At 49.5% G+C, this 22,649-nt stretch carries 24 protein-coding genes and 2 pseudogenes; 23 read left to right on the top strand and 3 right to left on the bottom strand.

What is annotated here, in order from left to right; translation table 11 throughout:
- Positions 1–37: 37 nt before the first annotated feature.
- Positions 38–1,193 (bottom strand): annotated as a pseudogene (locus FZ041_RS05160) (IS3 family transposase).
- A gap of 79 nt (positions 1,194–1,272) precedes the next feature.
- On the opposite strand from FZ041_RS05160, the gene FZ041_RS05155 reads away from it, so the two are divergent.
- Positions 1,273–1,890: a flavodoxin family protein gene (locus FZ041_RS05155; RefSeq protein ID WP_149188792.1), complete on the top strand. Its 618-nt coding sequence runs from the start codon at positions 1,273–1,275 to the stop codon at positions 1,888–1,890.
- Here FZ041_RS05155 and FZ041_RS05150 read toward each other — a convergent pair.
- Positions 1,880–2,725, bottom strand: coding sequence for an SEL1-like repeat protein (locus FZ041_RS05150; RefSeq protein ID WP_149188791.1), 846 nt, complete (start codon positions 2,723–2,725; stop codon positions 1,880–1,882). The two genes, FZ041_RS05155 and FZ041_RS05150, sit on opposite strands and share 11 nt — an antisense overlap.
- Positions 2,726–2,835: 110 nt before the next feature.
- On the opposite strand from FZ041_RS05150, the gene FZ041_RS05145 reads away from it, so the two are divergent.
- Positions 2,836–3,960, top strand: coding sequence for an MBL fold metallo-hydrolase (locus FZ041_RS05145; RefSeq protein WP_149188790.1), 1,125 nt, complete (start codon positions 2,836–2,838; stop codon positions 3,958–3,960).
- A 91-nt stretch (positions 3,961–4,051) separates the two neighbouring features.
- Here FZ041_RS05145 and FZ041_RS05140 read toward each other — a convergent pair whose 3' ends face one another.
- Positions 4,052–5,080, bottom strand: a complete 1,029-nt coding sequence (locus FZ041_RS05140) for a GDSL-type esterase/lipase family protein (protein WP_149188789.1) — start codon at positions 5,078–5,080, stop codon at positions 4,052–4,054.
- Between the two features lie 235 nt (positions 5,081–5,315).
- On the opposite strand from FZ041_RS05140, the gene FZ041_RS05135 reads away from it, so the two are divergent.
- The 21 genes and pseudogenes from FZ041_RS05135 (at position 5,316) to FZ041_RS05040 (ending at position 22,546) form a co-directional block, all read left to right on the top strand.
- Positions 5,316–5,624: a PTS sugar transporter subunit IIB gene (locus FZ041_RS05135; protein ID WP_033170080.1), complete on the top strand. Its 309-nt coding sequence runs from the start codon at positions 5,316–5,318 to the stop codon at positions 5,622–5,624.
- 7 nt (positions 5,625–5,631) lie between these two features.
- Positions 5,632–6,954 (top strand): PTS sugar transporter subunit IIC, encoded by a 1,323-nt coding sequence (locus tag FZ041_RS05130; protein ID WP_149188788.1) that lies wholly within the window; start codon positions 5,632–5,634, stop codon positions 6,952–6,954.
- Positions 6,951–7,274, top strand: coding sequence for a PTS lactose/cellobiose transporter subunit IIA (locus FZ041_RS05125; protein ID WP_255449256.1), 324 nt, complete (start codon positions 6,951–6,953; stop codon positions 7,272–7,274). The genes FZ041_RS05130 and FZ041_RS05125 overlap by 4 nt, the downstream gene beginning before the upstream one ends.
- 3 nt (positions 7,275–7,277) lie before the next feature.
- A complete protein-coding gene (locus FZ041_RS05120; protein WP_149188786.1) occupies positions 7,278–8,678 on the top strand; it encodes a glycoside hydrolase family 1 protein in 1,401 nt (466 codons plus the stop codon).
- 21 nt (positions 8,679–8,699) lie between these two features.
- Complete coding sequence (locus tag FZ041_RS05115; RefSeq protein ID WP_255449255.1) at positions 8,700–10,043, top strand: glycoside hydrolase family 26 protein; 1,344 nt, start codon at positions 8,700–8,702, stop codon at positions 10,041–10,043.
- A complete protein-coding gene (locus tag FZ041_RS05110) occupies positions 10,040–10,759 on the top strand; it encodes a GntR family transcriptional regulator (protein ID WP_149188784.1) in 720 nt (239 codons plus the stop codon). Before FZ041_RS05115 ends, FZ041_RS05110 begins: the two co-directional genes overlap by 4 nt.
- 15 nt (positions 10,760–10,774) lie before the next feature.
- Positions 10,775–12,121, top strand: a complete 1,347-nt coding sequence (locus FZ041_RS05105; protein ID WP_149188783.1) for an S-layer homology domain-containing protein — start codon at positions 10,775–10,777, stop codon at positions 12,119–12,121.
- A 107-nt stretch (positions 12,122–12,228) separates the two neighbouring features.
- Positions 12,229–12,939, top strand: coding sequence for a GntR family transcriptional regulator (locus FZ041_RS05100; protein ID WP_075445352.1), 711 nt, complete (start codon positions 12,229–12,231; stop codon positions 12,937–12,939).
- 30 nt (positions 12,940–12,969) lie between these two features.
- Entirely contained in the window at positions 12,970–13,935 is a 966-nt protein-coding gene (locus tag FZ041_RS05095) for a type I phosphomannose isomerase catalytic subunit (protein WP_149188782.1), read from the top strand.
- A 293-nt stretch (positions 13,936–14,228) separates the two neighbouring features.
- Entirely contained in the window at positions 14,229–15,356 is a 1,128-nt protein-coding gene (locus FZ041_RS05090; RefSeq protein ID WP_255449254.1) for a DUF362 domain-containing protein, read from the top strand.
- Between the two features lie 237 nt (positions 15,357–15,593).
- Positions 15,594–16,637 carry an aldo/keto reductase gene (locus tag FZ041_RS05085; RefSeq protein ID WP_149188781.1) on the top strand — a complete coding sequence of 348 codons (1,044 nt, stop codon included), beginning with the start codon at positions 15,594–15,596 and terminating at the stop codon, positions 16,635–16,637.
- Between the two features lie 53 nt (positions 16,638–16,690).
- Positions 16,691–17,395 carry a hypothetical protein gene (locus tag FZ041_RS05080; protein ID WP_149188780.1) on the top strand — a complete coding sequence of 235 codons (705 nt, stop codon included), beginning with the start codon at positions 16,691–16,693 and terminating at the stop codon, positions 17,393–17,395.
- A 139-nt stretch (positions 17,396–17,534) separates the two neighbouring features.
- Positions 17,535–18,422 (top strand): carboxymuconolactone decarboxylase family protein, encoded by an 888-nt coding sequence (locus FZ041_RS05075; RefSeq protein ID WP_149188779.1) that lies wholly within the window; start codon positions 17,535–17,537, stop codon positions 18,420–18,422.
- A gap of 23 nt (positions 18,423–18,445) precedes the next feature.
- The gene (locus FZ041_RS05070; protein ID WP_149188778.1) at positions 18,446–19,726 is read left to right on the top strand and encodes a purple acid phosphatase family protein; all 1,281 of its coding nucleotides are present in this window, start codon (positions 18,446–18,448) and stop codon (positions 19,724–19,726) included.
- Positions 19,727–19,955: 229 nt separating this feature from the next.
- Positions 19,956–20,096 (top strand): annotated as a pseudogene (locus tag FZ041_RS05065) (MFS transporter); the annotation flags it as partial.
- Positions 20,097–20,098: 2 nt separating this feature from the next.
- Positions 20,099–20,575, top strand: a complete 477-nt coding sequence (locus FZ041_RS05060; protein WP_149188851.1) for an HAD hydrolase family protein — start codon at positions 20,099–20,101, stop codon at positions 20,573–20,575.
- The gene (locus FZ041_RS14775) at positions 20,559–20,681 is read left to right on the top strand and encodes a DUF1659 domain-containing protein (RefSeq protein WP_255449253.1); all 123 of its coding nucleotides are present in this window, start codon (positions 20,559–20,561) and stop codon (positions 20,679–20,681) included. The genes FZ041_RS05060 and FZ041_RS14775 overlap by 17 nt, the downstream gene beginning before the upstream one ends.
- A gap of 14 nt (positions 20,682–20,695) precedes the next feature.
- Complete coding sequence (locus tag FZ041_RS05055; RefSeq protein WP_149188777.1) at positions 20,696–20,914, top strand: DUF2922 domain-containing protein; 219 nt, start codon at positions 20,696–20,698, stop codon at positions 20,912–20,914.
- Positions 20,915–20,926: 12 nt separating this feature from the next.
- Positions 20,927–21,076: a YvrJ family protein gene (locus FZ041_RS05050; RefSeq protein WP_149188776.1), complete on the top strand. Its 150-nt coding sequence runs from the start codon at positions 20,927–20,929 to the stop codon at positions 21,074–21,076.
- 146 nt (positions 21,077–21,222) lie between these two features.
- On the top strand, positions 21,223–21,537 hold the full coding sequence (locus FZ041_RS05045) for a helix-turn-helix domain-containing protein (protein WP_149188775.1): 315 nt from the start codon (positions 21,223–21,225) through the stop codon (positions 21,535–21,537).
- Between the two features lie 76 nt (positions 21,538–21,613).
- Complete coding sequence (locus FZ041_RS05040) at positions 21,614–22,546, top strand: ORF6N domain-containing protein (protein ID WP_149188774.1); 933 nt, start codon at positions 21,614–21,616, stop codon at positions 22,544–22,546.
- Positions 22,547–22,649 lie beyond the last annotated feature (103 nt).

The following is a 22,649-nucleotide window of genomic DNA, read 5'->3' as shown; positions in this document are numbered from 1 at the left end:
ATCTGTAGTGGTCAAGCATTTTTGTAACACTTGTGCCTTAATAATTGCTGATTCCTGTCCTGGCTTCGAACGGAGTCTTGTAACCATTATATGAATGTGGCCGCACATGGTTATACCAGACATAAGCGAACTCTTCAACAGATGCATAAAGATCGTCCGCTGCTAGATAGTCATGCAGGTAAATCCATTTGTTCTTTAGCGTGTTGAAGTAGCGCTCCATCAGAGCATTATCATATGGATAGCCAGCTTTGCTCATACTTTGGGTAATACCTGCCGATTCACAGAATTTGGTAAATTCCTTTGAAGTGAACTGAGACCCCTGGCCCGAATGCAGAATCAGATTTTTACTTACGGATGTCTGGGCTTCCAGTGCCTTCTTTACTGTACGGATAGCCAGGTCGGTGGTAATGTTCCTATCCGTAATGCTGGATACCACGCTGCGGTCATGCAGATCGATTACGGAGCAATTATACCGTACGCTGCCATCCTTCAGGAAAAGATATGTAAAGTCAGTAGCCCATTTCTGGTTAATCTGTTCTGCCTGGAAATCCTGGTTCAACAGATTATCAAAAACCTTGTGTACGGTGCCTTTCTGGTAATTCGGCTTCTTCCTTCGAACAATGGCATGAAGATTCAGCTCCTTATTCATGTAGTGATGAACAGTAAGGGCACTAAGATGAACATGCTTTCGTTTCAAGAAAATCTGCATGCTGCGGTAAAACCATCCACACCGTTATGCTTGTGGTATATCGTGGTGATTTCCTTGAGCACACGCTGTTTCTGGGCACGATAAGCAGACTTCCTGTTTTTCAGGAAGTTGTAGTAGGCATTGGGGCAAATGTTGAATTTACGCAGCAACCAGCGCACGCCAAATTCATGATGATGTTCTTGGATGAACCGATAAGCCTCTAATCGATTTTCTTTGCAAAGAATGCCGCTGCTTTTTTTAGGAAAAGATTCTCCTTTCTAAGTTCTGCCATTTCCTTTCTGAGTTTACGTATTTCTTTCATGGAGTCGTATTCATTCTGGCTTTCAGGATTGTTCTGGCATTCTTCGCGAAATTCGTTGCACCAATTGATAATGCTGGCTTTTGACATTCCATACTCTTCAATGATGCTTCTTATAGATCGGCCTTCTTCAAGCCGAAGGCGGACAATTTGCTTTTTAAATGTTTCGTCGTAATGTTGTGGCATAATAAAACATCCAAGGATATTATATTTTATTAGTCACTGGTGTTACAACTTTAGTTTATCACTTCAAGGAGAGTTTACGATGAAAGTCATGATGGTCAATGGTTCACCGCATCCGCAGGGCAACACGGCAATGGCTTTGCAGGAAATGCAGAAAGTCTTTGCAGAAAACGGTGTGGAAGTCGAAATGGTTCATGTGGGCAATAAGGCAATTCGCGGCTGCATAGGCTGTCGGGCCTGTGCGCAGAAGGGAAAATGTGTGTTTGACGATATCGTCAATGAAACAGCACCGTTGTTTGCCGAATGTGATGGCCTGGTCGTGGGCAGTCCAGTTTATTACGCTTCGGCAAATGCGACTTTGGTCGCTTATCTGACGCGCCTGTTTTTCAGCACCGGTTTTGACAAGACGATGAAGGTGGGAGCAAGTGTAGTTGTGGCCCGTCGTGGCGGTTTGTCGGCAACCTTTGATGAACTCAATAAGTTCTTCACCATCGCGGGCATGCCCATTGCTGCCAGTCAATACTGGAACAGCGTTCATGGCGGGGCACCGGGAGAAGCGGCGCAGGATATTGAGGGCATGCAGACCATGCGGACATTGGCGCGTAATATGACCTTCCTAATGAAGAGTATCCAGTTGGGCAAGGAAAAATTTGGCCTGCCAGAGAAAGAATCTTGGCAAGCCACTAACTTTATTCGCTGATTGCTGCTTTTGTGTACCATTCCTGGGCCTTCTGCAGATTTTTTTCTACGCCCAGCCCGTTTTCATACAGATGCCCCAAAGCTGCCATGGCTGGTGCTGCGATAATACCGCCCCGCTCGGCGGCAAGGCCGGCATCTTGTAAGGCTTTGGCAAGTAAGCTGTGTGGCTGGCCGTCTTTGCGTTGCTGAAACAGCCAGTCGCGGATGGCTTCGATATCATAGGCAAATGACCAGGTATACATATGGTTGCCGCCAGCAAAGACGGAGTAATTAATAGGAGCGTTGGCGGCGGTCATGTCTTTGACGGTTGCATTGCTTTCTGTCATATTTGCATGACTGTCCCAAAAGGTCTTATTCCGCGCGACTACCTGCAGGGATAAATTCGGCAGTTTGCGGTTGGATTGGCGGGGCGCATCTGTGCCCTGGCCGTTTTTATCATCGGCAGGTTTTGCCTGACGCCCCGGCTTTTTGCTCAAATTACCATCATAGACATTGTTCTGCTTAACAAACTGCAGGATGACATAACGCCCTGCTTGCGCCTTGTCCGTAAGTTCTGCTTTATCGTTTACCATTACGGCGGTAATCTCTTGGCCGGATACAGCAAAGTCCGTTGGCTTTACGGCTGAGGGTAAAAGTGCTTTCGGGTATTCCAAAATCGCTACGGCAACCTGTTCGCCGCTCGTTATAGCTGTAACTTTTTGCAGGCTGTGGACGGCAGCATCTGCCTGCACGCTATCGGCCTGTACGGTGGCTGCCTGTATGGGCAGTGTGTCCGGCAGCATAAATGCACCTGTTCCCACCAAAGTCAAAGCCAATATTTTTTGATATCTGTGCATATATCATATTTGTGACATAAAGACAATCGTTACAAGATTTATTCTTGACTTAAAGTGTGCTCCAAGTGTTAAACTTGAAGCAATAGAGAAATCATTGGCAGGGGATCATAATGAATAGAAGAACTTTTATCGTGGGAGGTTTGGGAACCTTGGGAGTATTAGCTGGCGGCGGTGCGCTCTTTACCCAGCGGCCGGAATTTGGCAGGCTGCCGCAGGGGGAACGTCTGGCACGTATGGAAGCCTCACCGCATTATAGAAATGGCAAGTTCCAAAATCTTGTTCCCGTACAGGTCATGAATGAGGAGAACGGTGAAAATCGTTTTGTGGCGATGGTAAAATTCCTCTTTGGGGATAAGTCACATTTATCGCCGAAGCAGGTAATGCTGTCAAAGAAGACGGATTTGCACAGCCTGAATCCGCATGATGATGTGGTGGTCTGGCTGGGGCACTCCAGTTTCTTTATGCAGCTCGGAGGCTATCGCATTTTAATTGACCCCGTGTTCAGTTCCTATGCGTCGCCCATCTTTTTCATCAACAAGGCATTTCCTGGCAGCAACGTCTATACCGCCGAGGATATGCCGGAGATTGATGTATTGGCGATTTCTCATGACCATTGGGACCATTTGGACTATCCAACGATTATGGCACTGAAGCCGAAGGTGAAACGTATTGTCTGCCCGTTAGGCGTGGGAGAATACTTTGAAGGCTGGGGCTTTGAAAAAGAGCTTTTGCATGAGGAAGATTGGGATGCGGAAATCAAATTAGCGGATGATTTATCTATTCATATCCTGCCGTCCCAGCATTTCTCGGGGCGGTTTCTGACTTCTAATCCCACGCTTTGGTGTGGCTTTGCGTTTGTAACTCCGCAGCGCAAGGTATACTATACGGGAGATGGCGGATATGGTGCACACTTCAAGGCCATTGGGCAGAAGTTCGGCGGCTTTGACTTGATGCTTGGCGAAAACGGCCAGTACAATATGGCCTGGCATGCCATCCATATGCTGCCGGAGGAAACGGCACAGGCGGCAGTGGATGTCGGCGCGAAAATGCTTCTGCCTGCCCATAGCGGCAAGTTTGCTCTGTCCCGCCATTCCTGGCAGGAGCCTTATCAGAGAATTTTACAGGCCAGCCAGCAAAAAGATTATAACTTGCTGACGCCAGAAATCGGGGCATTGGCATATATTGACAGCCAAAAGAATGCGCAGTTCGATCTTTGGTGGGAAAATATGGAATAAATGCATAGAGAAAAACAGGTTCTGCAATACAATGACATGCAGAACCTGTTTTATTTAGCGCCGAAAAGCAAGCGTTGTCTGTCGTGTTTGCTTACCAGCCAAGGATTTCGGCAACTTTGTCCTTTAGATAAAGGGCAATTTTTTTTGACCCGTTTTTTAGGGGATGTGTGTTGTCGCCAGCATAATCGTTAGCATCCAGTAAAGGCTTTTCTTCATTCAACGGGATGAAATAGAGGGCTTTATCGCCACGGGCTTTGCATTCATTCACGGCTGTTTTTATCCACTGGCGCGCCTCGTGTGGAAGCCAGCTGGGGACAGGCTCGATGACGATGATGGGGGTGTGGGGATTTATTTGCCGGACTGTTTGCAGAAGATTTTTATAGCCGCGGATGAAATCGTTTCGCTCAAGCTGATGCTTGTCGTTACCGAAATCATTCGTACCAAGGGAGATAAGGATACCATCTATGGGGAAGTTTTGCGGATTCCAAAGATGATGGGCGGGAGATCTTTTATCACTATAGAAAGTCCAGGGATAGCGATCGGCGGTATGGACCCCATGACCAGGCCAGTCTTCATCCCAGTTGTGGATGACACCTTCGCCAGATTTGCCCAATACGCTGTATTCAGCATCGAGCATTCGGGCCAGCTGCGGGCCGTAGGCCATATCGTTGTCTTCAATATCATCGTAGGGGGCATCGGGGGGACCATCATTTTTTGCGCCGGCGGTAATGGAATCGCCGATGAATTCTAAGCTGCGTGCCTTGGGCGGAGTAGGTGGGAGCATTGTTGCGTTAGGTGCAAGCGAAAAACCGCGAAACTCGCTGATGCCCATATAGCCCTCGGTGGAACGTACCAGGAGAACCTTATGCTTGCCGGCAGGGAGGTCTTCCGCTAACAAGGTGTTTTCTCCTTGCGGACGGAAACGACGAAAGGGACTGTCATCGATGCTGACCCGCCACCAATTGCCGGAATCGATTAAATCGGCCATAAGCAGGGGGCCGGTGAAATTCGCTTTAATATAGGTAGCTCCTTGTGCACACCGGCAGGCTGCCGGAGACTTTTCCCAGCGGCCAAAATACTGGATTCCGGAAGCATTGGCAGGGATTTTCCGAACCATCATATAAAATACCTTCTTTCAGAAAAATAAGGGTAAGCTATACCATTATCAGGTTCATTATAGTTACAGAGAGGGCGTGATGTCAACAAAGGATATAATGAAAAGTGATAATGTAATATGAATGAGCAACAAAAGTTATATCTTTTATTGACAAAGGGATTGACTAATAATATAATAAGGGCGTAGGAAGATGAAACGATAAAAATTCCTACATAAAGTTTATAGAGGAGGAATAAACATGAACATCTTTTTGGTTTGCAACGCAGGTATGTCGACTTCGATTCTGGTGAAGAAAATGCAGGAGGCTGCTGCGGCTAAGTCCTTGGCGGATACGCATATTGAGGCGTTCAGCGTGGAGGTGCTGGATCAAAGGGCAGCGGAAGCGGATGTTGTGCTGCTGGGACCACAGATCCGCCATATGAAAGGCGATGTGGAGAAAATCCTTGCAGGACGATGCCCTGTGGAGGTCATCAATATGCAGGATTATGGAATGATCCGTGGCGATAAAGTATTAGCAAAAGCATTGCAGTTGCTGGGAAAGGAGTAAGCGGATCATGAGCGGAGTGATTTCTGGTTTTGAACGGGTAATGATGCCGCTGGCTGCGCGCATTTCGGGCAATAAGTATTTGCTGGCAATGCGGGATGCGTTTTCCATGCTGCTGCCGTTCATTATCGTTGGTTCTTTCTTTGGCATCGTTCAGTGGGTACTTTTAGATCCCTGGGGAACGGTGATGGGAGCCAATGGTCTTAACTTAGGCACAGCTTTTACCGGGCTGGATACTGCTGGTGATGCCTATAAGAATTCGCAGTTTGTGCATAGCATGCAGGTCATCCAAGGGTTATGCAATAACGTCGTGACAGTAGGTTTTGGCGTGTTCTCTTTCCTGCTGGTGGCTGCTTTTGCCTATCGGCTGGGGACAATCTGGGGCGGCGATCCCTTTGCCAATGCGCTGACGGCTTTAGGGGCTTTTATCATTGTCACACCGCAGAGTGTAGGTGATGTTGGTGCCTTTGACTTGTCATATTTTGGCAATAAAGCGGTGCTTACGGCAATTATCGTAGCTACGGTGTCCTCGAAAATGTTCATCAATCTATCGAAGAACAAGAAGCTTACGATCAAGATGCCGGATACCGTGCCGCCGGCAGTAGCCAATTCCTTTGCCGTATTGATGCCGGTGTTCATTACCTTATTTACCTTTACGCTGTTTTCGACGTTCTTGGCACAGATGGAGTTTATGGGCAGCAAGGCGCTCAATGATTTGATTTATGCGCTTATCCAGGCACCGCTGATGGGCTTTTCTCAGGGCATTGGTTTCTCGCTGCTCTATCAGGGGATTGTTTGGTTCTTCTGGTGGTTTGGCATTCATGGGCATAATGTGACCGCGGCCATCCAGAATATGGTCTATATGCCGGCGCAGCTGGCCAATCAGTCGGGCGATGCGGCCTATATTTTCTCCAATGGTTTCTTTGAAGCGGGACTTATGCATGTGCTGGGGCTGCTTATTGCCATTTTCCTCTTCTCCAAGCGTGACAGCTGGCGGGCAGTGGCCAAGGTTGGCTTTCCGGCGATGCTCTTCAATATTCAGGAACCGATTGCCTTTGGGTTGCCAATCGTGTTGAATCCGCTTTTGTTGATTCCGTATATTTTGGCGCCGCTCGCCAATACCATAGTGGGCTGGCTGGCTGTTTCGGCAGGGCTCGTACCTATCTTCAAATATGTAGTACCCTGGACGATGCCCCTGTTCTTTGGCGGCACGATCGGGACAGGATCGCTGGCTGGCGGCATTTTGCAGCTGGTGTGGCTGGCGATGGATATCTGCATCTATGCACCATTTGTCATTGCCGGCAATAAAATCAAGGATACGGAGGAAGAATGATGGACGAAAAGACAGTAGAACAATCGATGCAGCTGATCTTGCATTCGGGGACGGGGCGTTCAGCGGTGATTGAAGCGATACAGGCATTGGCGAAAGACCATGATATTGAAAAGGCAAGAAAAGCGATTGAAGCAGCGGGCCAGGAAATCGGCAAGGCCCATGATATCCAGACGGCGATGATGAGCGCAGAGTGTGATGGGCAGCCGGTCGAGAAAAGCATCCTGCTGATTCATGCTCAGGATCATTTCATGACTTCGCTGGCGGTGCGGGACATGGCAAAATTGATGGTTGATTTGTATGAAGATGTGAAGAAGGGGTAATCTATGGCCAAGCAGTATCAATTCCCAAAGGATTTCTGGTGGGGGGCGGCTACGTCCGGCCCCCAGTCGGAGGGGCGGTTCCATAAGGCCCACCGGAATCTCTTCGATTACTGGTATGATCATGAGCCAGGGGCTTTTTGGGCTGGTGTTGGCCCCGACGTGGCGTCTAATTTCTACAATGATTTCCGTCAGGATATTGCCCTGATGAAGCAGGCCGGCTTGAATTCTGTCCGTACGTCCATCCAATGGTCACGTCTTATAAAGGGCTTGGAAACCGGCGAACCGGATGAAGATGGTGTGCGTTTCTATAACGAAGTCATCGATGAATTCCTGCGCCAGGGCATCCGTCCGATCATGAACCTGCATCATTTCGATCTGCCCTATGCGCTTTACGAAAAATATGGCGGCTGGACGAATAAGAAAGTTGCTGTGCTTTTTGCCGATTTTGCCGAAACGTGCTTTGCGCTTTTTGGCGACCGGGTCAAGGAGTGGACGACCTTCAATGAGCCGATGGTAGTAGCCGAAGGCGAGTATCTGTATCGGTTCCATTATCCGCTGCAGGTCGATGGGAAAAAGGCCGTGCAATGCATCTATAATCTCAATTTGGCTTCGGCGATGGCGATTGAGCGCTTCCGTCAGTCGGCGTGCGAAAAACAGGGCGGGCGCATTGGTATCGTAATCAACCTGACCCCTGCTTATCCGCGGTCTGATGCCGCCGAAGATCTGGCAGCAGCAGCGTTTGCTGAAACGTTCAAGAACAAGGCATTCCTTGATCCGGCCGTCAAAGGCGTTTTCCCGCCGAAGCTGGTGGAAATCCTGCGCAAGGATGGTGTGCTTTGGGAAAGTACGCCGGAGGAACTGGACTTGATCCAAAGGAATACCGTTGATTTTTTGGGCGTGAACTACTATCAGCCTTTCCGGGCGCAGGCGCAGACGGCTTTTGATGATTCAGAAGGCTGGCTGCCGGAGAAGTATTTTGCGCCGTATGAAATGCCAGGCCGGCGCATGAATCCGTATCGCGGCTGGGAAATCTATCCGCAGGCAATTTACGATATTGCCATCAACATCCGAGACAATTATGGCAATATTCCTTGGTATGTATCCGAAAACGGTATGGGCGTGGAAGGCGAAGAAAAATTCCGGCAGGCAAATGGCATGATTGCCGATGATTACCGGATTGACTTTATAAAAGAGCATCTGGCGTGGCTGCATCGGGGGATTGCCGAAGGCTCGAATTGCTTTGGCTATCATCTTTGGACCCCCATTGACTGCTGGTCGTGGTCCAATGCCTATAAGAACCGCTATGGTCTGATTGCGCTGAATCTGGCCAATCAGCAGAAGACGTTGAAAAAGTCTGCATACTGGTTTAGGGATTTGGCTGCCCATAATGGCTTTACGGAGTAGTAGCGGAAGGAGTGTTTCTTGATGAAAAAAAGATTGTTGGCAGTGGCGGTCGGTTTGTCCTTGAGTATGCCAGTATTTGCCGGTGTGGGACACGCCAGTGTGCTGGATAATCCGCAGGATAAAGCGTATGTGCAGCGCAGCGTGCTGCCAGATCATGGCAAAGCCCAAAAGGAAGCGCTGACGCTGGCGCAAGTGGAAAAATCGGCTCCGTTGGCCAATAAGGTGGTGGATAAACAGCTGACGCCAGAGGCGGCCAGACTCTATCGGTATCTGTTGGCTGTTCCGCAGGCTGGGAAAGTCATCTACGGCCATCAGAATGATACGCATCACAAGATGTTCCGGGTGGATAGCGGCAGCGAGTCTGACTGCAAGGATGTGACCGGCAGCATCGCGGGTGTCGTGGGCATGGATTCGTTATCGCTTACCGGGGATGAATTGAAAGTAACGGCTGCAGAAAAGGCAGCTGGTGTGACGTATACGGATAAACTCGTGGAGATTGCGGAAAATGCTGACAAGCAGGGAGCAATCATCACCTTATCGATGCACATGCCGAATTTTGCGGTCGTAGCGAAAAAGCCGCGCGTAAATGGTGCTTACGATTTTCAAGGCTATAGCCCAAATGTCTTGACCGGTGATGTAGGAAAAAGGATTCTGCCGGGGGGAGACCTCAATGAAGTTTATCGTGCTTATCTGGATATGGTGGCAAACTTTGCGCTGCGTCTGCAGGATAAGCATATCCCAGTGATTTTCCGCCCGCTGCATGAACATAATGGAAGCTGGTTCTGGTGGGGAGGACAGAATATCAGCAGCAATGATTTCTTGGCATTGTGGAAATATACGGCAGAATATATGCGCGATGTGAAAGGCGTGCATAATTTCCTCTATGCGTATTCGCCCAATGGCCCCTTTGCGGATGCAGCTGCTTATCTGGACCGTTATCCTGGCGATGATTATGTGGATATATTCGGTGTGGATACCTATGATGATGATCAAAGCGGCAGCTGGTATAAGAATCTTTCCCAAACGTTGGCGGTTATGGAAAAACTGGGGCAGGAGCGGCATAAAGTCATTGCCCTTACAGAAGCCGGTGTGCGTAGAGGTGGCAGCCTGGCTGTACGGGATAATGTGGATAAAAAGTGGTTTTCCAAGGCCGGAAAAATTTGCTGGGAACATAAGGCTGCTTATTATATGGTATGGGCCAATTTTGACAAAGAGGAACATAATTTCTTTATGCCCTACATGGTGGATGATAAGCGCGGGCATGAGATGATAGATGAATTTACAAGCTTTTATAACGAACCGGCCAGTATCTTTGCCGATGGCAATACGGACTATAAGAAATTGCAGGCAGGTACGGTGAAATGAGCGGCGGGGCAAAATACCAGCAGATCGCTGACACAATCCGCGAAGCTATCCGTAAGGGCGATTATCTGCCTGGCAGTCAACTGCCCCTGGTAAAGGATTTGTGTACCGAGTTTGCCGTCAGCCGTATAACCATCAAACATGCGATAGATGAACTGGTTCGTGATGGATTGGTAGTAAAGCGCCGGGGAGCAGGGACTTTTGTCAAGGCCGTCGCTGACAGTGCCGTGAGCAAACGCAGTAAGTTTTCTCAATTCGGGGGCTTCTCGGAATATTATTCCGGGCACAAGATACATACGGAGGTCTTGCACTTTGCGATAATCCATCCTGATGTGGAAGTGGCCGGGCAGTTGAAAATCTCCCCGGATGATTTTGTCTACGATATCCAGCGTCTGCGTTGTGCAGATGGCGAACCGGTGGTCATCGAATACACACAGATGCCGATGGATCTCATTACTGGCTTGAAGGAAAAACATTTACAGGATTCGCTTTACCGTTATATCGAAGGGTCTCTGGGGATGCATATCCAGTCCGCGCATCGTACCGTGAGAGCTGTTATGCCTACGGAGACGGAACAGGAACTTTTGGGCATAACGGGAAAAATGCCAGTATTGGAGGTACAGCAGACTGCGTTCTTATCCGATGGCCGTCCGTTTGAATATTCCTTGTCCCGCCACCGGGGTGACAAGATGGATTTTAAGGCAGTGTCGGTAAGATAATGGGGGAGAAATAATATGAAGAAAAAATGTTTTTTAACGGCTTTTGCCATAGGAATGGGATTGACAGTAAACTGTTTTGCGGCAGCCAATCCGTTCGCAGATGTTCCGGCAGATCATTGGGCTTATGATGCTGTAGCACAGTTGGCAGCAGATGGTATCATTGAAGGTTATGGCGATAAAGACTTTCAGGGCAGCCGTAATATTACCCGTTATGAAATGGCGCAGATGGTGGCAAGAGCCCGGGCAAAAAATAGCAGTGGCAAGGATAAGATGTTGTTAGAGAAATTATCAGCAGAGTTTAGTGCGGAACTTGAGAATCTTGGGGTTAAAGTCGCCAATCTGGAAAGGAATGCAGACCGGGTAAAATGGAGTGGTGTTTTTGCCCAAAAAGCCATGAGAGGCAACAGTGATGAGCATACTTGGTGGGAAAAAGAATTGTTCCTCAATGTAGATGCGGCAGTTAATGATACGTGGAATGTTCATGCCGGCATTGATACGAAGTGGGGAGGCAATGATGGCTGGAACAGTGAGAAAGAATTCTCGGATGCATACGGAGCTTCCCAGGCAAAAGTATCCAATATGATTTATCACTTGTATGCTAAAGGGCCGCTGGTTAAGGGCACGACAGCTACGCTGGGGCTGTTTACGCCTGGGTTACAGGATGGAGTTGTAGGCAATGCCAGAACAAAAGGCCTGGAACTAGACTATCAGGTGGGAAAAAGTACGCTAAAAGCCTATGGTGGCAATCTGCATGAGAAGGTATCGGATATGTCCTCGGTCTGGTCCGATGCGTTTCGCCGTCATGGGGATCGCGGAGATTTTGAATACGTTGGCACAGGTGCGGGGGGCACAGAAACGGGTTTCAAGGATCAAAAGCTGCGAGTCTGGGGCGTGTCTGTAGAACATCGTTTTACGAAGGATACGATGGCAGGCTTAGGCTACTATAATCTGCATTCACCAGTCGCCTATGGTGACAGTCATTTGGGCATAGTGGCCGTAAATTTACGCCAGCGCCTGACGGATAATTGGGAAATGACCGGTTTTTATTCGCATGGCAATCAGCATTATCAGAATAAAGCCTACGATGTTAAGCTGGTATATAATGGCAGTCCCTGGGGAAATAAAAAATTCGGCGGTTCTATAGGCTACCGGTATCTTGGATCGGATGCCCTTATTATGAGCAGTGTAGTCAATGGCAGTGAAAAACCAGGCCGCAAAGGTTTTGAGGCCAGTCTTTGGTATCATTTCACGAAAAATATCCAAATACAGGGTTATTTATTTAATGGTACAGCGATAAATGAAGCGTATGATAATAATGCACATCGTACTGCCTATTTCACAAACTTGCTGTTCAGTTTTTGATGACTCATTATTGGACATCTGAATCAAGCCGCGAATCTGCTCTCGTTTGTACTTTTAGGCATTTCGCTATATAATATATGCATATAGAAGTAAGGAGGGCGGCAGTCGTGTTAAAGTATGAGGCAATCGCCAGAGAACTTAGAGAGGATATACAACAAGGCAAATATACTCCAGGGGAACAGCTGGCACTGGAAAAAGAAATGTGCCAGCAATATGGCGTTAGCCGCATAACGATAAAACGGGCTGTCGATGAATTGGTTAAACAGGGACTGGTAGTCAAACGGCGCGGTTCGGGAACTTTTGTAAAATCGCTCAAGGACGAAGATGTGAAAGAACTGAGCATGGCAAACCAGTTTTCTGGTTTTGCGGCGACGTTCAAGGGCCGCAAGGTCGCTTCGAAAATCTTGCGATTCGAGATCATCCATCCTACGGCTGAGGTGGCAGCTAAACTGCAATTGGCTGTGGACGATTTTGTCTATGATATTATCCGGGTGAGATTGCTGGATGACCGGCCTGTGGTGGTGGAATACACACAGATGCCGATCCAGTTGATTGCGGGCCTCAAACGGCAGACGCTGGAAAAATCGATTTACAGTTATATTGAAAAGGATTTGGGTTATAAGATCCAATCGGCGCATCGCACAGTGCGCGCGGTGATGCCTACGGATGAAGAACGCGAGCAGCTGCAGATAGAAGGCGTACTGCCGCTGCTGGAAGTCACACAGGTGGCTTTTTTGGATGATGGCCGCCCCTTCGAGTATTCGATTGCCCGCCATCGTGGCGATTATAGCAATTTCCGCTCGGTGAGCATTCGTTGAAGGTAATTTAGAAAATGGAGTGATGTATTGATGTTGGAACCTATGCTTTTAAAAGCACCGTTGAAGGATTATCTTTGGGGCGGCAACCGTTTGAAGAACGAATACGGCAAGGAATCCGATTTGGATATCGTGGCAGAAAGCTGGGAACTATCCTGCCATGAGGCAGGATTGAGCGTAATCGATAGCGGTGCGCATAAAGGCGAAACCCTGGCGGCATTTCTGGCCGGGGCGGGGAAGGCTGTGCTCGGAAGCAAGGCGCAGGATAGGGATTATTTCCCGCTGCTGATCAAATTCATCGATGCCAAGGGGGATTTGTCGGTACAGGTTCATCCAGATGATGAGTATGCGCTGCGGGAAGAAGGCGAGCAGGGCAAGACGGAAATGTGGTATGTGGTCGATGCAGAACCCGATGCAAGCCTTATCTATGGTTTTCAGCAGAAAATCAGCAAAGAAGAATTCGAGCAGCGCATTGCGGATAATACGCTGCTGGAGGTCTGCAACAAAGTCCCCGTGCATAAAGGGGATGTGTTCTTCATCAAGGCAGGTACGCTGCATGCCATTGGCAGTGGAATCCTGATCTATGAGGTACAGCAAAGCTCTAACCTGACGTATCGTGTCTATGACTATGGGCGCGTAGGCAAAGATGGCAAGCCGCGTCAATTGCATATCGATAAGGCTTTGGCGGTAACCAAGCTCGAAGTGCCGCAGGCTGTGTCGGGAAATACGGTGGATATTGACCTGTTCCCGGATATGGATATCAGATTATTGGCGGAATGCAAGTATTTCAAAGTATATCATGGCAGTCTGCAGGGAGACAGCACTATGTGCGCTGGCGAGGATTCCTTCCATTGCCTGACGGTACTGGATGGCACTTTGTCGCTTACCGTAAATGATGTATCTCTCAAAGTGGCAAAGGGAAGGACGGTCTTTGTGCCGGCTGGCTTGGGAAGATATCAGCTGCAGGGACAGGCAGCGTTTATTTTAAGCAAATTATAACCCGGAAGAAGATGTCTCCCACCTCTATAGGTGGTGAGTTCCTTATTTACTGACAGGCGGTTTGCAATCCCTTTTGGGGTTGCAAACCGCTTTTCTGATGCTTGCGGCAGGGATTGGATTTTCCTTTGGCGAAATAGTCCTACGGGCATTAGCGGCTCAGGCAAATGGGGCAGGGATACTGGTGGAAAAAATATAGGGAATAGCTTGACTTGGAGTAAGCTTCAAGTGGTAGAGTGAAAGCAAGAGGCTGCATGATATAGCAGAAAGCCGTAGGATTCAGCAGGGAGGTTGACATGATGAAGAGCAGAATGACGCGCAGGAATTTCGTGAAGCTGGCTGGTATGGCCGTGGCGCTCGCAGCGTTGCCGGGCTGTGCGACATTGGCGGCCGATACGGCAGTAAAAAAGCCGGATGGGAAGCAAAAGGTGGCCGGCACCGGCGGTGAACATTATGTTCCCTATCAGGAACGGCAGGGGGCAGAGTCAGTGGTTTACTTTACCCGTGACTTGTCAGCGGCAGGGCTTTTGCAAATCTATGACCGCGTCAAAAAAGATCTGGGCGGCAAGGTGGCCATCAAGCTGCATACCGGCGAGCCGCAGGGTCCGAATATCATTCCGCGCCCCTGGGTAAAGGAACTTTTGCAGAAGCGTCTGCCGGCAGGCACCATCATCGAGACCAATACCTATTATGGCGGAGGCCGCGATACGACAGAAAAACACCGGCAAACTTTGCAGGTCAATGGCTGGACGGCTTTCACCACGGTGGATATTACGGATGCCGAGGGGACGGCAATGCTGCCGGTGCCCAATGGCAAGTGGTTTACGGAGATGTCCGTGGGCAAGAATATGCTGGCATATGATTCGCTGCTGACGCTGACGCATTTCAAAGGCCATGCGATGGGAGGCTTTGGCGGTTCCAATAAGAATCTGGGCATTGGCTGCGCCGATGGCAAAATCGGCAAGAAAATGATTCATGCCGGGGACTCGGGCTCCCAATGGGGCGTCAATAACGAGGAATTCATGGAGCGCATGACCGAGTCAACGCAGGCTGTAGTCAGCCACTTCCAGGATAAAATCGCCTTTATCAATGTCATGCGCAATATGAGTGTGGACTGTGACTGTGCGGGCACCTCGGCCCAGCCTGTGGTCACGCCGGATATTGGCATTGTGGCATCGCTCGATATCCTGGCCGCTGACCAGGCCTGTGTCGACTGTGTTTATGCGCTGCCCGAAGAAAGCAGGCATGATCTGGTGGAGCGCATGGAATCACGCCATAGCATGCGTCAGCTGACCTATATGAAGGAAATGGGCATGGGCAATGACCGCTATCAGCTGATTGATATCGATAATGGGGACAAAGTCATCACGGCTGCCGAGGCGGTAAAGGGCGTCAAGGGTACCTGGGTGCCGGACGGCAATTGATGGGCAGCAAAGATTTGACCGTTAGACATGACGGTCAAATTTTTTGGCAACAATATTGACATGGTGTCATTTTATTTATATAATACAAGCAACAAGAAAAGTTACACAGTGTCATTTTACACAGGCAGAAATCCGATACCTAGGATTTTTGCAGAGGAAAAGCCCGTACGGCGGGAGGAAATCCTTGCTGCCGGTGCTTTAGGAGCTCAGTCATGGAACGTTGGAGGGTGTGTGGCAATGCAATATACGAAACTCGGTAACACGGATTTGGAAGTATCCCGCATTTGCTTAGGCTGCATGGGCTTTGGCAATGCAGCTGCAGGACAGCATAGCTGGACGGTGGACGAAACTGCCAGCCGGGAGATAATCAAGCATGCCTTGACGCAGGGGATAAATTTCTTTGATACGGCCATTGCCTATCAGAGCGGCACGAGTGAGGAATATCTGGGCAGAGCGCTGCGCGATTATGCCGCGCGGGACGAGGTGGTGGTCGCGACAAAATTCCTGCCCCGCAGTACACAGGAAATCAAAGCTGGTGTGACCGGTCAGGAACATATTGCCAAACAGCTGGATATGAGTTTGCAGCATTTAGGGATGGATTATGTGGATCTGTATATCTATCATATGTGGGATTATCAGACCGATATTTATGATATCTTAGATGGTCTTACGCAGCAGGTGAAGGCGGGCAAAGTCCGCTATATCGGCATTGCCAACTGCTATGCCTATCAGTTGGCCAAGGCCAATGCGCTGGCGGCAAAGGAAGGCTTTGCTCCCTTTGTGTCGGTGCAGAACCATTACAATCTGTTGTTCCGCGAGGAAGAACGGGAGATGGCAAAATTATGCGCCGAGGACAACATTGCCATGACGCCTTACAGTGCGCTGGCCAGCGGCCGGCTGGCTAGAAGGCCCGGGGAAATGTCCAAGCGTCTTGCGGAGGATAGTTATGCCAAGCTCAAATACGATGGCACGGCTGAAGCTGATGAAAAAATCATCCTGCGCGTGGCAGAGCTTGCCGATACGTATGGCGTATCCATGACGGAAATCGCTTTGGCCTGGCTGCTGACGAAGGTAACGGCACCGGTGGCCGGGGCGACCAAGCGCCATCATATCGATGGCGCGGTCAAGGCGGTAGAATTGGAGCTTGCAAAAGCAGATATTGCTTATCTGGAAGAATGCTATATCCCGCATAAGCTGGTGGGGGTAATGGCACAGAATACTGAAAGTGGCAATAAAAAAGAGCAGGTCTGGATGAAAAATGCGCCCCAGGGGATGCAGTGAGTTTATCCGGCATATGAGAAGGGGAAAAGCTTTTCGTTACGGAAGTGGTGTATATGAATAGACGCGAGTGTTTGAAAGTCACCGGCAGGGGCGCATTGACTGTGCCGGGGCGCTTAGTGGTGACAACATGCTTGCCCGTGGTGTTTATTGCGGTGATGAGTTTCCATTATATTCCCAAACTGCTGCATGAAATCCTGGGCGTGGCCTGGCTGCTGCTTGTCCTGCTGCATTTGTATCAGAACCGCAGCTGGCTCAAGAATTTGCGGCAGGGAAGCTGGAGCTTCGGGCGGCTTCTGGGAACGGTCATCGATAGTTTGCTTATCCTGGGGGTGCTGGTAACTATCCTGTCCGGCTTGGGAATTTCCAACTATCTGCTCAAAGAAGTGATGCCGCTGGCCGTGCAGCGCAGCATTGCTCTGCATCAATACCACGTTTCGCTGCCGTATGCGCTGCTGATCTTGAGCGGCCTGCATTGGGGCCTGCATTGGCAAGGCTGGAAAAGACAATGGCAGAAGCGCATGAACTGGTCATTGCCGAAAATGGCCGGACGGCTGCTGGCTGGCACACTGGCAGCTTTCGTGCTGGTGGCTGGCGTATGGGGTTCGGTTATGAACCGTGTAGGCGACCGGCTGCTGATGAAGCACATCTTTGCGACAGAGGCGACTAATCAGCCTGGTGGCATCTATGTACTGCTACTGGCGGGGATGCTGGGACTTTATGTGCTGGGCGGAATCGTTTTGGGCAGAAGCAGGAAATAACGCAGAAGAAGCTGAACAACGGCGTTATGAAAGCAGATGAAATTTTCGCTTGACTTGAAGTAAGCTTCAAGTGCTAGATTAGACTTGAAGTCAGGGTTTGTTCCCTAGGGTGTGAAAGAAGCAGGAAAAGGAGACCAGGATGAAGAAAAGAATCATCGCGGCAGGGCTGGCAGCCGCAACTGCTATGTCAGCGAATTTTTTGACGGTGGAGGCAGCAGCAATGGCAAATAACAACAAACGTATCGCAGTGAAAGTAACCCAGACGGCAGGACGGCAGCAGCTTGGTGAGTTTGCTCCCGATTTTGCCCGCTATAATGACGATATCCTCTTTGGCGAAGTTTGGTCGAAAAATGACATACTCTCGCTGCATGACCGCAGTATCGTGACGGTTTCGGCCTTGGTGGCCAGCGGCATGGTGGACAGCTCACTCAAATATCATCTGCAGTCGGCAAAGAAAAATGGCGTGACCAAAGCGGAAATGGCAGAAGTCATTACCCAGCTGGGCTTCTATGCTGGCTGGCCCAAGGCCTGGGCTGCCTTCAATCTGGCAAAAGAGGTCTATAACGAACCGGCAGCTAAGGATACGGAGAGCAAAGGAAGCGATACGATGGATTTGGAAGCCATCAAGGAAACCAGCATGTTCCCTGTGGGTGGCGAAAATGTCAACTACGCCCAGTATTTTGACGGCAAGAGCTATCTCCATATGATTTCTACGGAACAGGTGGTCATCGGCAATGTGACCTTTGAGCCGGGCTGCCGCAATCACTGGCATATCCATCATGCCGACAAGGGCGGCGGGCAGATGCTCCTGGTCACGGCCGGACGCGGCTGGTATCAGGAATGGGGCAAGCCTGCGCAGGAACTGAAGACCGGCGATGTCGTGCATATCCCGGCCAATGTCAAGCATTGGCATGGCGCGGCCAAGGATTCTGCTTTCCAGCATATCGCTGTGGAAGTGCCGGGCGAGAATACTTCTAACGAATGGTGCGAACCTGTAGCGGCGCAGGAATACAACAAACTGCCGTAAATTTATAGGAAAAGAGGGAGCCGATGAAGAGAAGGACTTTTATTGCGGGAGGACTGGGGGCTTTGACGCTGCTGGCGGGTGGCATGTTTTTCGCCAAGAGCACCTGGTACCGCAAGGCGGCTAACAGTGTCCGCAATCTGACCGGGGACTTGGATGCGCAGTTTTTGCGGCAGCTTATCACTGCCGATGCTGCCCATAGCCGGACCATCATGTGGCAGGCGGAGGATGTCCTGGTAAATCCAGCCATCGAATACCGTGTTAAGGGGCAGGCGGAAGCTCAGCTCGTTCCTGCGCTGGAGGATTTCTTCACTGACGATGGCGTGAAGAACAATCAATATCTGGCGAACCTGCAGGAACTGCAGGCTGATACGGATTATGAGTACCGTGTGGTGACGGATGCGGCTGCCAGCGGCTGGCATATGTTGCATACGGCGGGGACAGGAGAGTTTGAATGCCTGATATTCCCCGATTCCCAGTCCAGCGACTATAGCGATTGGGAGGCATTAGCGCAAAATGCCGCCCAGCGCAATCCGCAGGCGGCATTCTTTATCAATATGGGCGATATCGTGGACAATGGCGAAGACCATACGCAATGGCAGGCCTGGTTCCATGGGGTAAATGGCATGATTGACCGCATTCCCTTTGTGCCCTTGATGGGCAATCATGAAACCTATGACCAGAATTGGAAGGTGCGGCTGCCAGAGGCCTATCTTCATTATTTCGTGGTGCCGGAAAACAACAGCCGGGATTTTTCCCGCTACTATTATTCCTTTGACTATGGCGATGTGCATTTCATGGTGCTCAACAGCCAGTGGGACGAAACCGAGGCGTTCAAGCCGGGCCTTATGGCAGAGCAGCTGAGCTGGCTGCGGGAAGATGCTGGCAGGAGCCGCAAGAAATGGAAAATCGTGCTGGTGCATAAGGATGTCTTGCAATACCGCATCCACAAACGTCCGGAACGGCAGGAAGGAATTTCGGATTTAGGCAGGAATTTCATGCCGCTGTTTGATGAATTGGGCATTGATATTGTCTTTACGGCCCATCTGCATACCTACCGCAACCGGGGACATATCAAAAGCTTTAGGCGGGACAGCCAAGGTCCGCTTTATATCCTGACGGGGGTGGCTGGCAATGTGCGTTATCCCGGCTTATGGATTGACCATCAGCTGGATGAGGTAGTGGCGCCCCAGCCCGAAACGGACAATTACCTTACCATGCAGGTGACGGACGAAGCGATAACGGTCAAATGTTTCCTGCCCGATGGACAGGTGATCGATACGGTGAAAGTGACAAAAGCAAAATAACGCTGACCCTGACTGTTGAAAAATGCAGTCAGGGTTTTATAATATAGATTTATTTCCTGCCCGCAGCTTTAAAAGACGGGGCTTTCTAGTAAGGCTGCTGCGAAGACTATCGGCGTGACAGCCATGCTTTGGCAGGGGATTATCTGGAACTATTTGAACGAAACGAGGCAATGGTATGAACGAGAAAATTGACCGGTCAAAAGTCAAAGAACGGTATGCAGCAGGAAAAATGCGGCAGCACGCCACGCGGGCATTGTTCTTTATCGGCGGCTTCGGGGCAGCGTCCTGGGCACCACTGGTCCCCTTGCTAAGGGAAAGACTGGCTATCGGCGAGGATGTGCTGGGGATGCTGCTCTTGTGCATCGGTATCTCATGAATCAGCTGCTTACGCCGGAGCAGAGCCGCCGTGTCGTAGACTGGCTTCATGCGCGCAAGCTGGAATTTTACCTTGAAAGCAACAACGGTCTCTTTGCCAGTGAGAACTTTGCGACCCTGGGCGAGCCTGTCATGCAGGAATATTCGGCCCGTAAAGGGCAGGATAATGCCGCGAAGATGACCGTGCGGCAGGCTTTTCCTGAAATGATTTTCGGCGCCGAGCTTTACCGGGATGATCTGAACAAAGTCAGCTTTATCCTCGAAAGCTATGAAGATTTCCTGGCAGCCAAGGCGGCCTTCCCTGACCTTCAGGCAGGTACCTGGGGTGGCGCCGGGGAAACGGCCTTATTCGGCGATCTGGGCGTCAAGGGTATCAGCAAGGCTCATGCCATCGACAAACTGCTGCAGCATATCGGCGGCAGGATTGAGGACACGATTGCCTTCGGGGATGCAAAATTTGCGGGTCAATCCTGAGGTGACGGACGATGACCTGCTTTTGGCCGGCAAAACCATTGCCGCATTGCAGACACTTCCCCTGCATAGTATTGACCGCGCAGATTGCTGTGATTTGACCGAATAAGGAGGGGCTGACCTGTGGTAGAAACAACGCTGATGATTATTTTTTGGCTGGATAATGGCAGAACCATGACCCTTTCCATCCCGAACCCGCGCAGCGACTTGACGCAAAGAGAGGTCAGCATGGCCATGTTTGAACTCTTGAAACGCAGGTTTATTCTGTCGGAAAATGGGGGCCAAGCAACGGCGGTCAAGCACATGTACCTGCGGATTGTGGATGAACAGCTCCTGCCATAAGGGGGCGAGAAGATGGAGCAAACCATACTCACCGCCGTTTCGGCTGCGGGCTTTCCCATTGTCGTGACGTTTTATTTATTGACCAGCTTTCAGAAGTCAATGGATAAGTTCACTGATAAGCTGGGGGAGCTGATACAGGAACTTAGGCGGTTTGAAAAATGATGCATAGACGAATAGCGGGCGGTTGACTGGTCAAATTAACTGGTCGGCCGCCCACCTTTGTTTTGTAAAATGTCAAGATTGATGACATTTTGTATTGACAATGCTGACAAAACTGTTAGTATGATACTAGAAGGTGGTGGATGTAAATGTTTGAACGGTTGAAAGCCGCCAGAAAAGCCTTACACTTAACGCAGGAGTTTGTGGCTGGTCAGATGGGGATGTCACGGACAACGATTGTGGCCATTGAAGCGGGCAAGCGGGAAGTTACCGCCAGTGAATTAGCTGCATTTGCAGAACTTTATGGTGTCTCTATGGACGAACTTGTACATGGGACGACTCCGGATGATAGCAAGGCCGCTATGTTTGCCCGTACCTTTTCGGAACTGTCAGATAGTGATAAAGCTGAAATCATCAATCTGATGCAGTTTAAGAAACGTTATCGGGAGGATATGAAGGCGTAAATTCAGGATTTATCGAAGTATAGCAGTAACGCAAACTTGAGGTACCAATTTGGAACCTCAAGAGAAAGGATTATTTATGAGTGATACATCGTTGCTCGGCGTTGAAAAAGCAGAATTGGGTCCCGCTGATGCACAACACATTGAAAAATTGGTTTATATGGTGCGTGGTCAGCAGGTAATGCTGGACTATGACTTGGCTAGGCTCTATCAGGTCGAAACGAAAACACTCAATCGTGCGGCCAGCCGTAATAGTGCCCGCTTTCCGGAAGATTTTCGTTTTCAGCTGACCAGAGAAGAATTTGACAACTTGAGGTGCCAAATTGGTACCTCAAGTGAAGAAACGACTGGGCATGGTGGTCGTCGCTATCTTCCGTATGCGTATACAGAGCAGGGAATCTCGATGCTTTCCGGGGTGTTGCGCAGTGATGTTGCCGTTCAGGTCAGCATTGGCATTATGAGAGCTTTTGTTGAAATGCGAAAGTTTATTGCCAACAATTCTTTGCTGTTTGAGCGTATAAGTAGTGTTGAACTGAAACAGCTGGCCTTTCAGCAGGAAACCAATGAGAAACTGGATAGGGTTTTTGATTATATCAATACGCATACGGAATCCAGTCAGAAAATATTTTTTGATGGTCAGATTTATGATGCGTTCAGCCTGCTGATTGATTTGATAAAAAGGGCGGAAAAGGACATTGTTTTGGTGGATGGTTATGTGGATGTTGGTACGTTGAATCTGTTGGCCAAGAAACAATCTGGTGTTGTGGTGGAAATTCATACCTTTGGGAATACGCGGCTTACGGCTGCGGATATAGAAAAATTTAATCAGCAGTATCCGCAGTTGATGGTCAAATACACCAGTGCTTTTCATGATCGCTTCTTGATTCTTGACCATAAAGAAGCCTATCATATCGGAGCATCGCTCAAGGATGCAGGGAAAAAATGCTTTGCGGTTACTAAATTGCAGGATTTGGGGTTGTTGACAGAATTACTGCATAAATTGCAGAAATGAATTGCAGAATAAAATAATCGAGCAACTGACTTTTTATTAGTCGGTTGCTCGATTATTTTATTCTGATTTTTTATGCAATCTGTATCGTATATGAATAATTATC

The organism is Pseudoselenomonas caprae (genome assembly GCF_008271345.1).
GTDB lineage: Bacteria > Bacillota > Negativicutes > Selenomonadales > Selenomonadaceae > Selenomonas_A > Selenomonas_A caprae.
Note: the sequence above shows the minus strand (reverse complement) of the source record. Positions and strands in the feature narration are given on the sequence as shown.

What these genes read in the sequence shown, in the direction of transcription:
- FZ041_RS05050 (WP_149188776.1), top strand. Translation starts at nt 20,927, where the DNA reads ATGGAGCAAACCATACTCACCGCCGTTTCGGCTGCGGGCTTTCCCATT.
- FZ041_RS05105 (WP_149188783.1), top strand. Translation starts at nt 10,775, where the DNA reads ATGAAGAAAAAATGTTTTTTAACGGCTTTTGCCATAGGAATGGGATTG.
- FZ041_RS05110 (WP_149188784.1), top strand. Translation starts at nt 10,040, where the DNA reads ATGAGCGGCGGGGCAAAATACCAGCAGATCGCTGACACAATCCGCGAA.
- FZ041_RS05155 (WP_149188792.1), top strand. Translation starts at nt 1,273, where the DNA reads ATGAAAGTCATGATGGTCAATGGTTCACCGCATCCGCAGGGCAACACG.
- FZ041_RS05085 (WP_149188781.1), top strand. Translation starts at nt 15,594, where the DNA reads ATGCAATATACGAAACTCGGTAACACGGATTTGGAAGTATCCCGCATT.
- FZ041_RS05045 (WP_149188775.1), top strand. Translation starts at nt 21,223, where the DNA reads ATGTTTGAACGGTTGAAAGCCGCCAGAAAAGCCTTACACTTAACGCAG.
- FZ041_RS05135 (WP_033170080.1), top strand. Translation starts at nt 5,316, where the DNA reads ATGAACATCTTTTTGGTTTGCAACGCAGGTATGTCGACTTCGATTCTG.
- FZ041_RS05140 (WP_149188789.1), bottom strand. Translation starts at nt 5,080, where the DNA reads ATGATGGTTCGGAAAATCCCTGCCAATGCTTCCGGAATCCAGTATTTT.
- FZ041_RS05095 (WP_149188782.1), top strand. Translation starts at nt 12,970, where the DNA reads ATGTTGGAACCTATGCTTTTAAAAGCACCGTTGAAGGATTATCTTTGG.
- FZ041_RS05040 (WP_149188774.1), top strand. Translation starts at nt 21,614, where the DNA reads ATGAGTGATACATCGTTGCTCGGCGTTGAAAAAGCAGAATTGGGTCCC.
- FZ041_RS05115 (WP_255449255.1), top strand. Translation starts at nt 8,700, where the DNA reads ATGAAAAAAAGATTGTTGGCAGTGGCGGTCGGTTTGTCCTTGAGTATG.
- FZ041_RS05090 (WP_255449254.1), top strand. Translation starts at nt 14,229, where the DNA reads ATGATGAAGAGCAGAATGACGCGCAGGAATTTCGTGAAGCTGGCTGGT.
- FZ041_RS05125 (WP_255449256.1), top strand. Translation starts at nt 6,951, where the DNA reads ATGATGGACGAAAAGACAGTAGAACAATCGATGCAGCTGATCTTGCAT.
- FZ041_RS05150 (WP_149188791.1), bottom strand. Translation starts at nt 2,725, where the DNA reads ATGCACAGATATCAAAAAATATTGGCTTTGACTTTGGTGGGAACAGGT.
- FZ041_RS05070 (WP_149188778.1), top strand. Translation starts at nt 18,446, where the DNA reads ATGAAGAGAAGGACTTTTATTGCGGGAGGACTGGGGGCTTTGACGCTG.
- FZ041_RS05130 (WP_149188788.1), top strand. Translation starts at nt 5,632, where the DNA reads ATGAGCGGAGTGATTTCTGGTTTTGAACGGGTAATGATGCCGCTGGCT.
- FZ041_RS05080 (WP_149188780.1), top strand. Translation starts at nt 16,691, where the DNA reads ATGAATAGACGCGAGTGTTTGAAAGTCACCGGCAGGGGCGCATTGACT.
- FZ041_RS05120 (WP_149188786.1), top strand. Translation starts at nt 7,278, where the DNA reads ATGGCCAAGCAGTATCAATTCCCAAAGGATTTCTGGTGGGGGGCGGCT.
- FZ041_RS05075 (WP_149188779.1), top strand. Translation starts at nt 17,535, where the DNA reads ATGAAGAAAAGAATCATCGCGGCAGGGCTGGCAGCCGCAACTGCTATG.
- FZ041_RS05060 (WP_149188851.1), top strand. Translation starts at nt 20,099, where the DNA reads ATGAATCAGCTGCTTACGCCGGAGCAGAGCCGCCGTGTCGTAGACTGG.
- FZ041_RS05145 (WP_149188790.1), top strand. Translation starts at nt 2,836, where the DNA reads ATGAATAGAAGAACTTTTATCGTGGGAGGTTTGGGAACCTTGGGAGTA.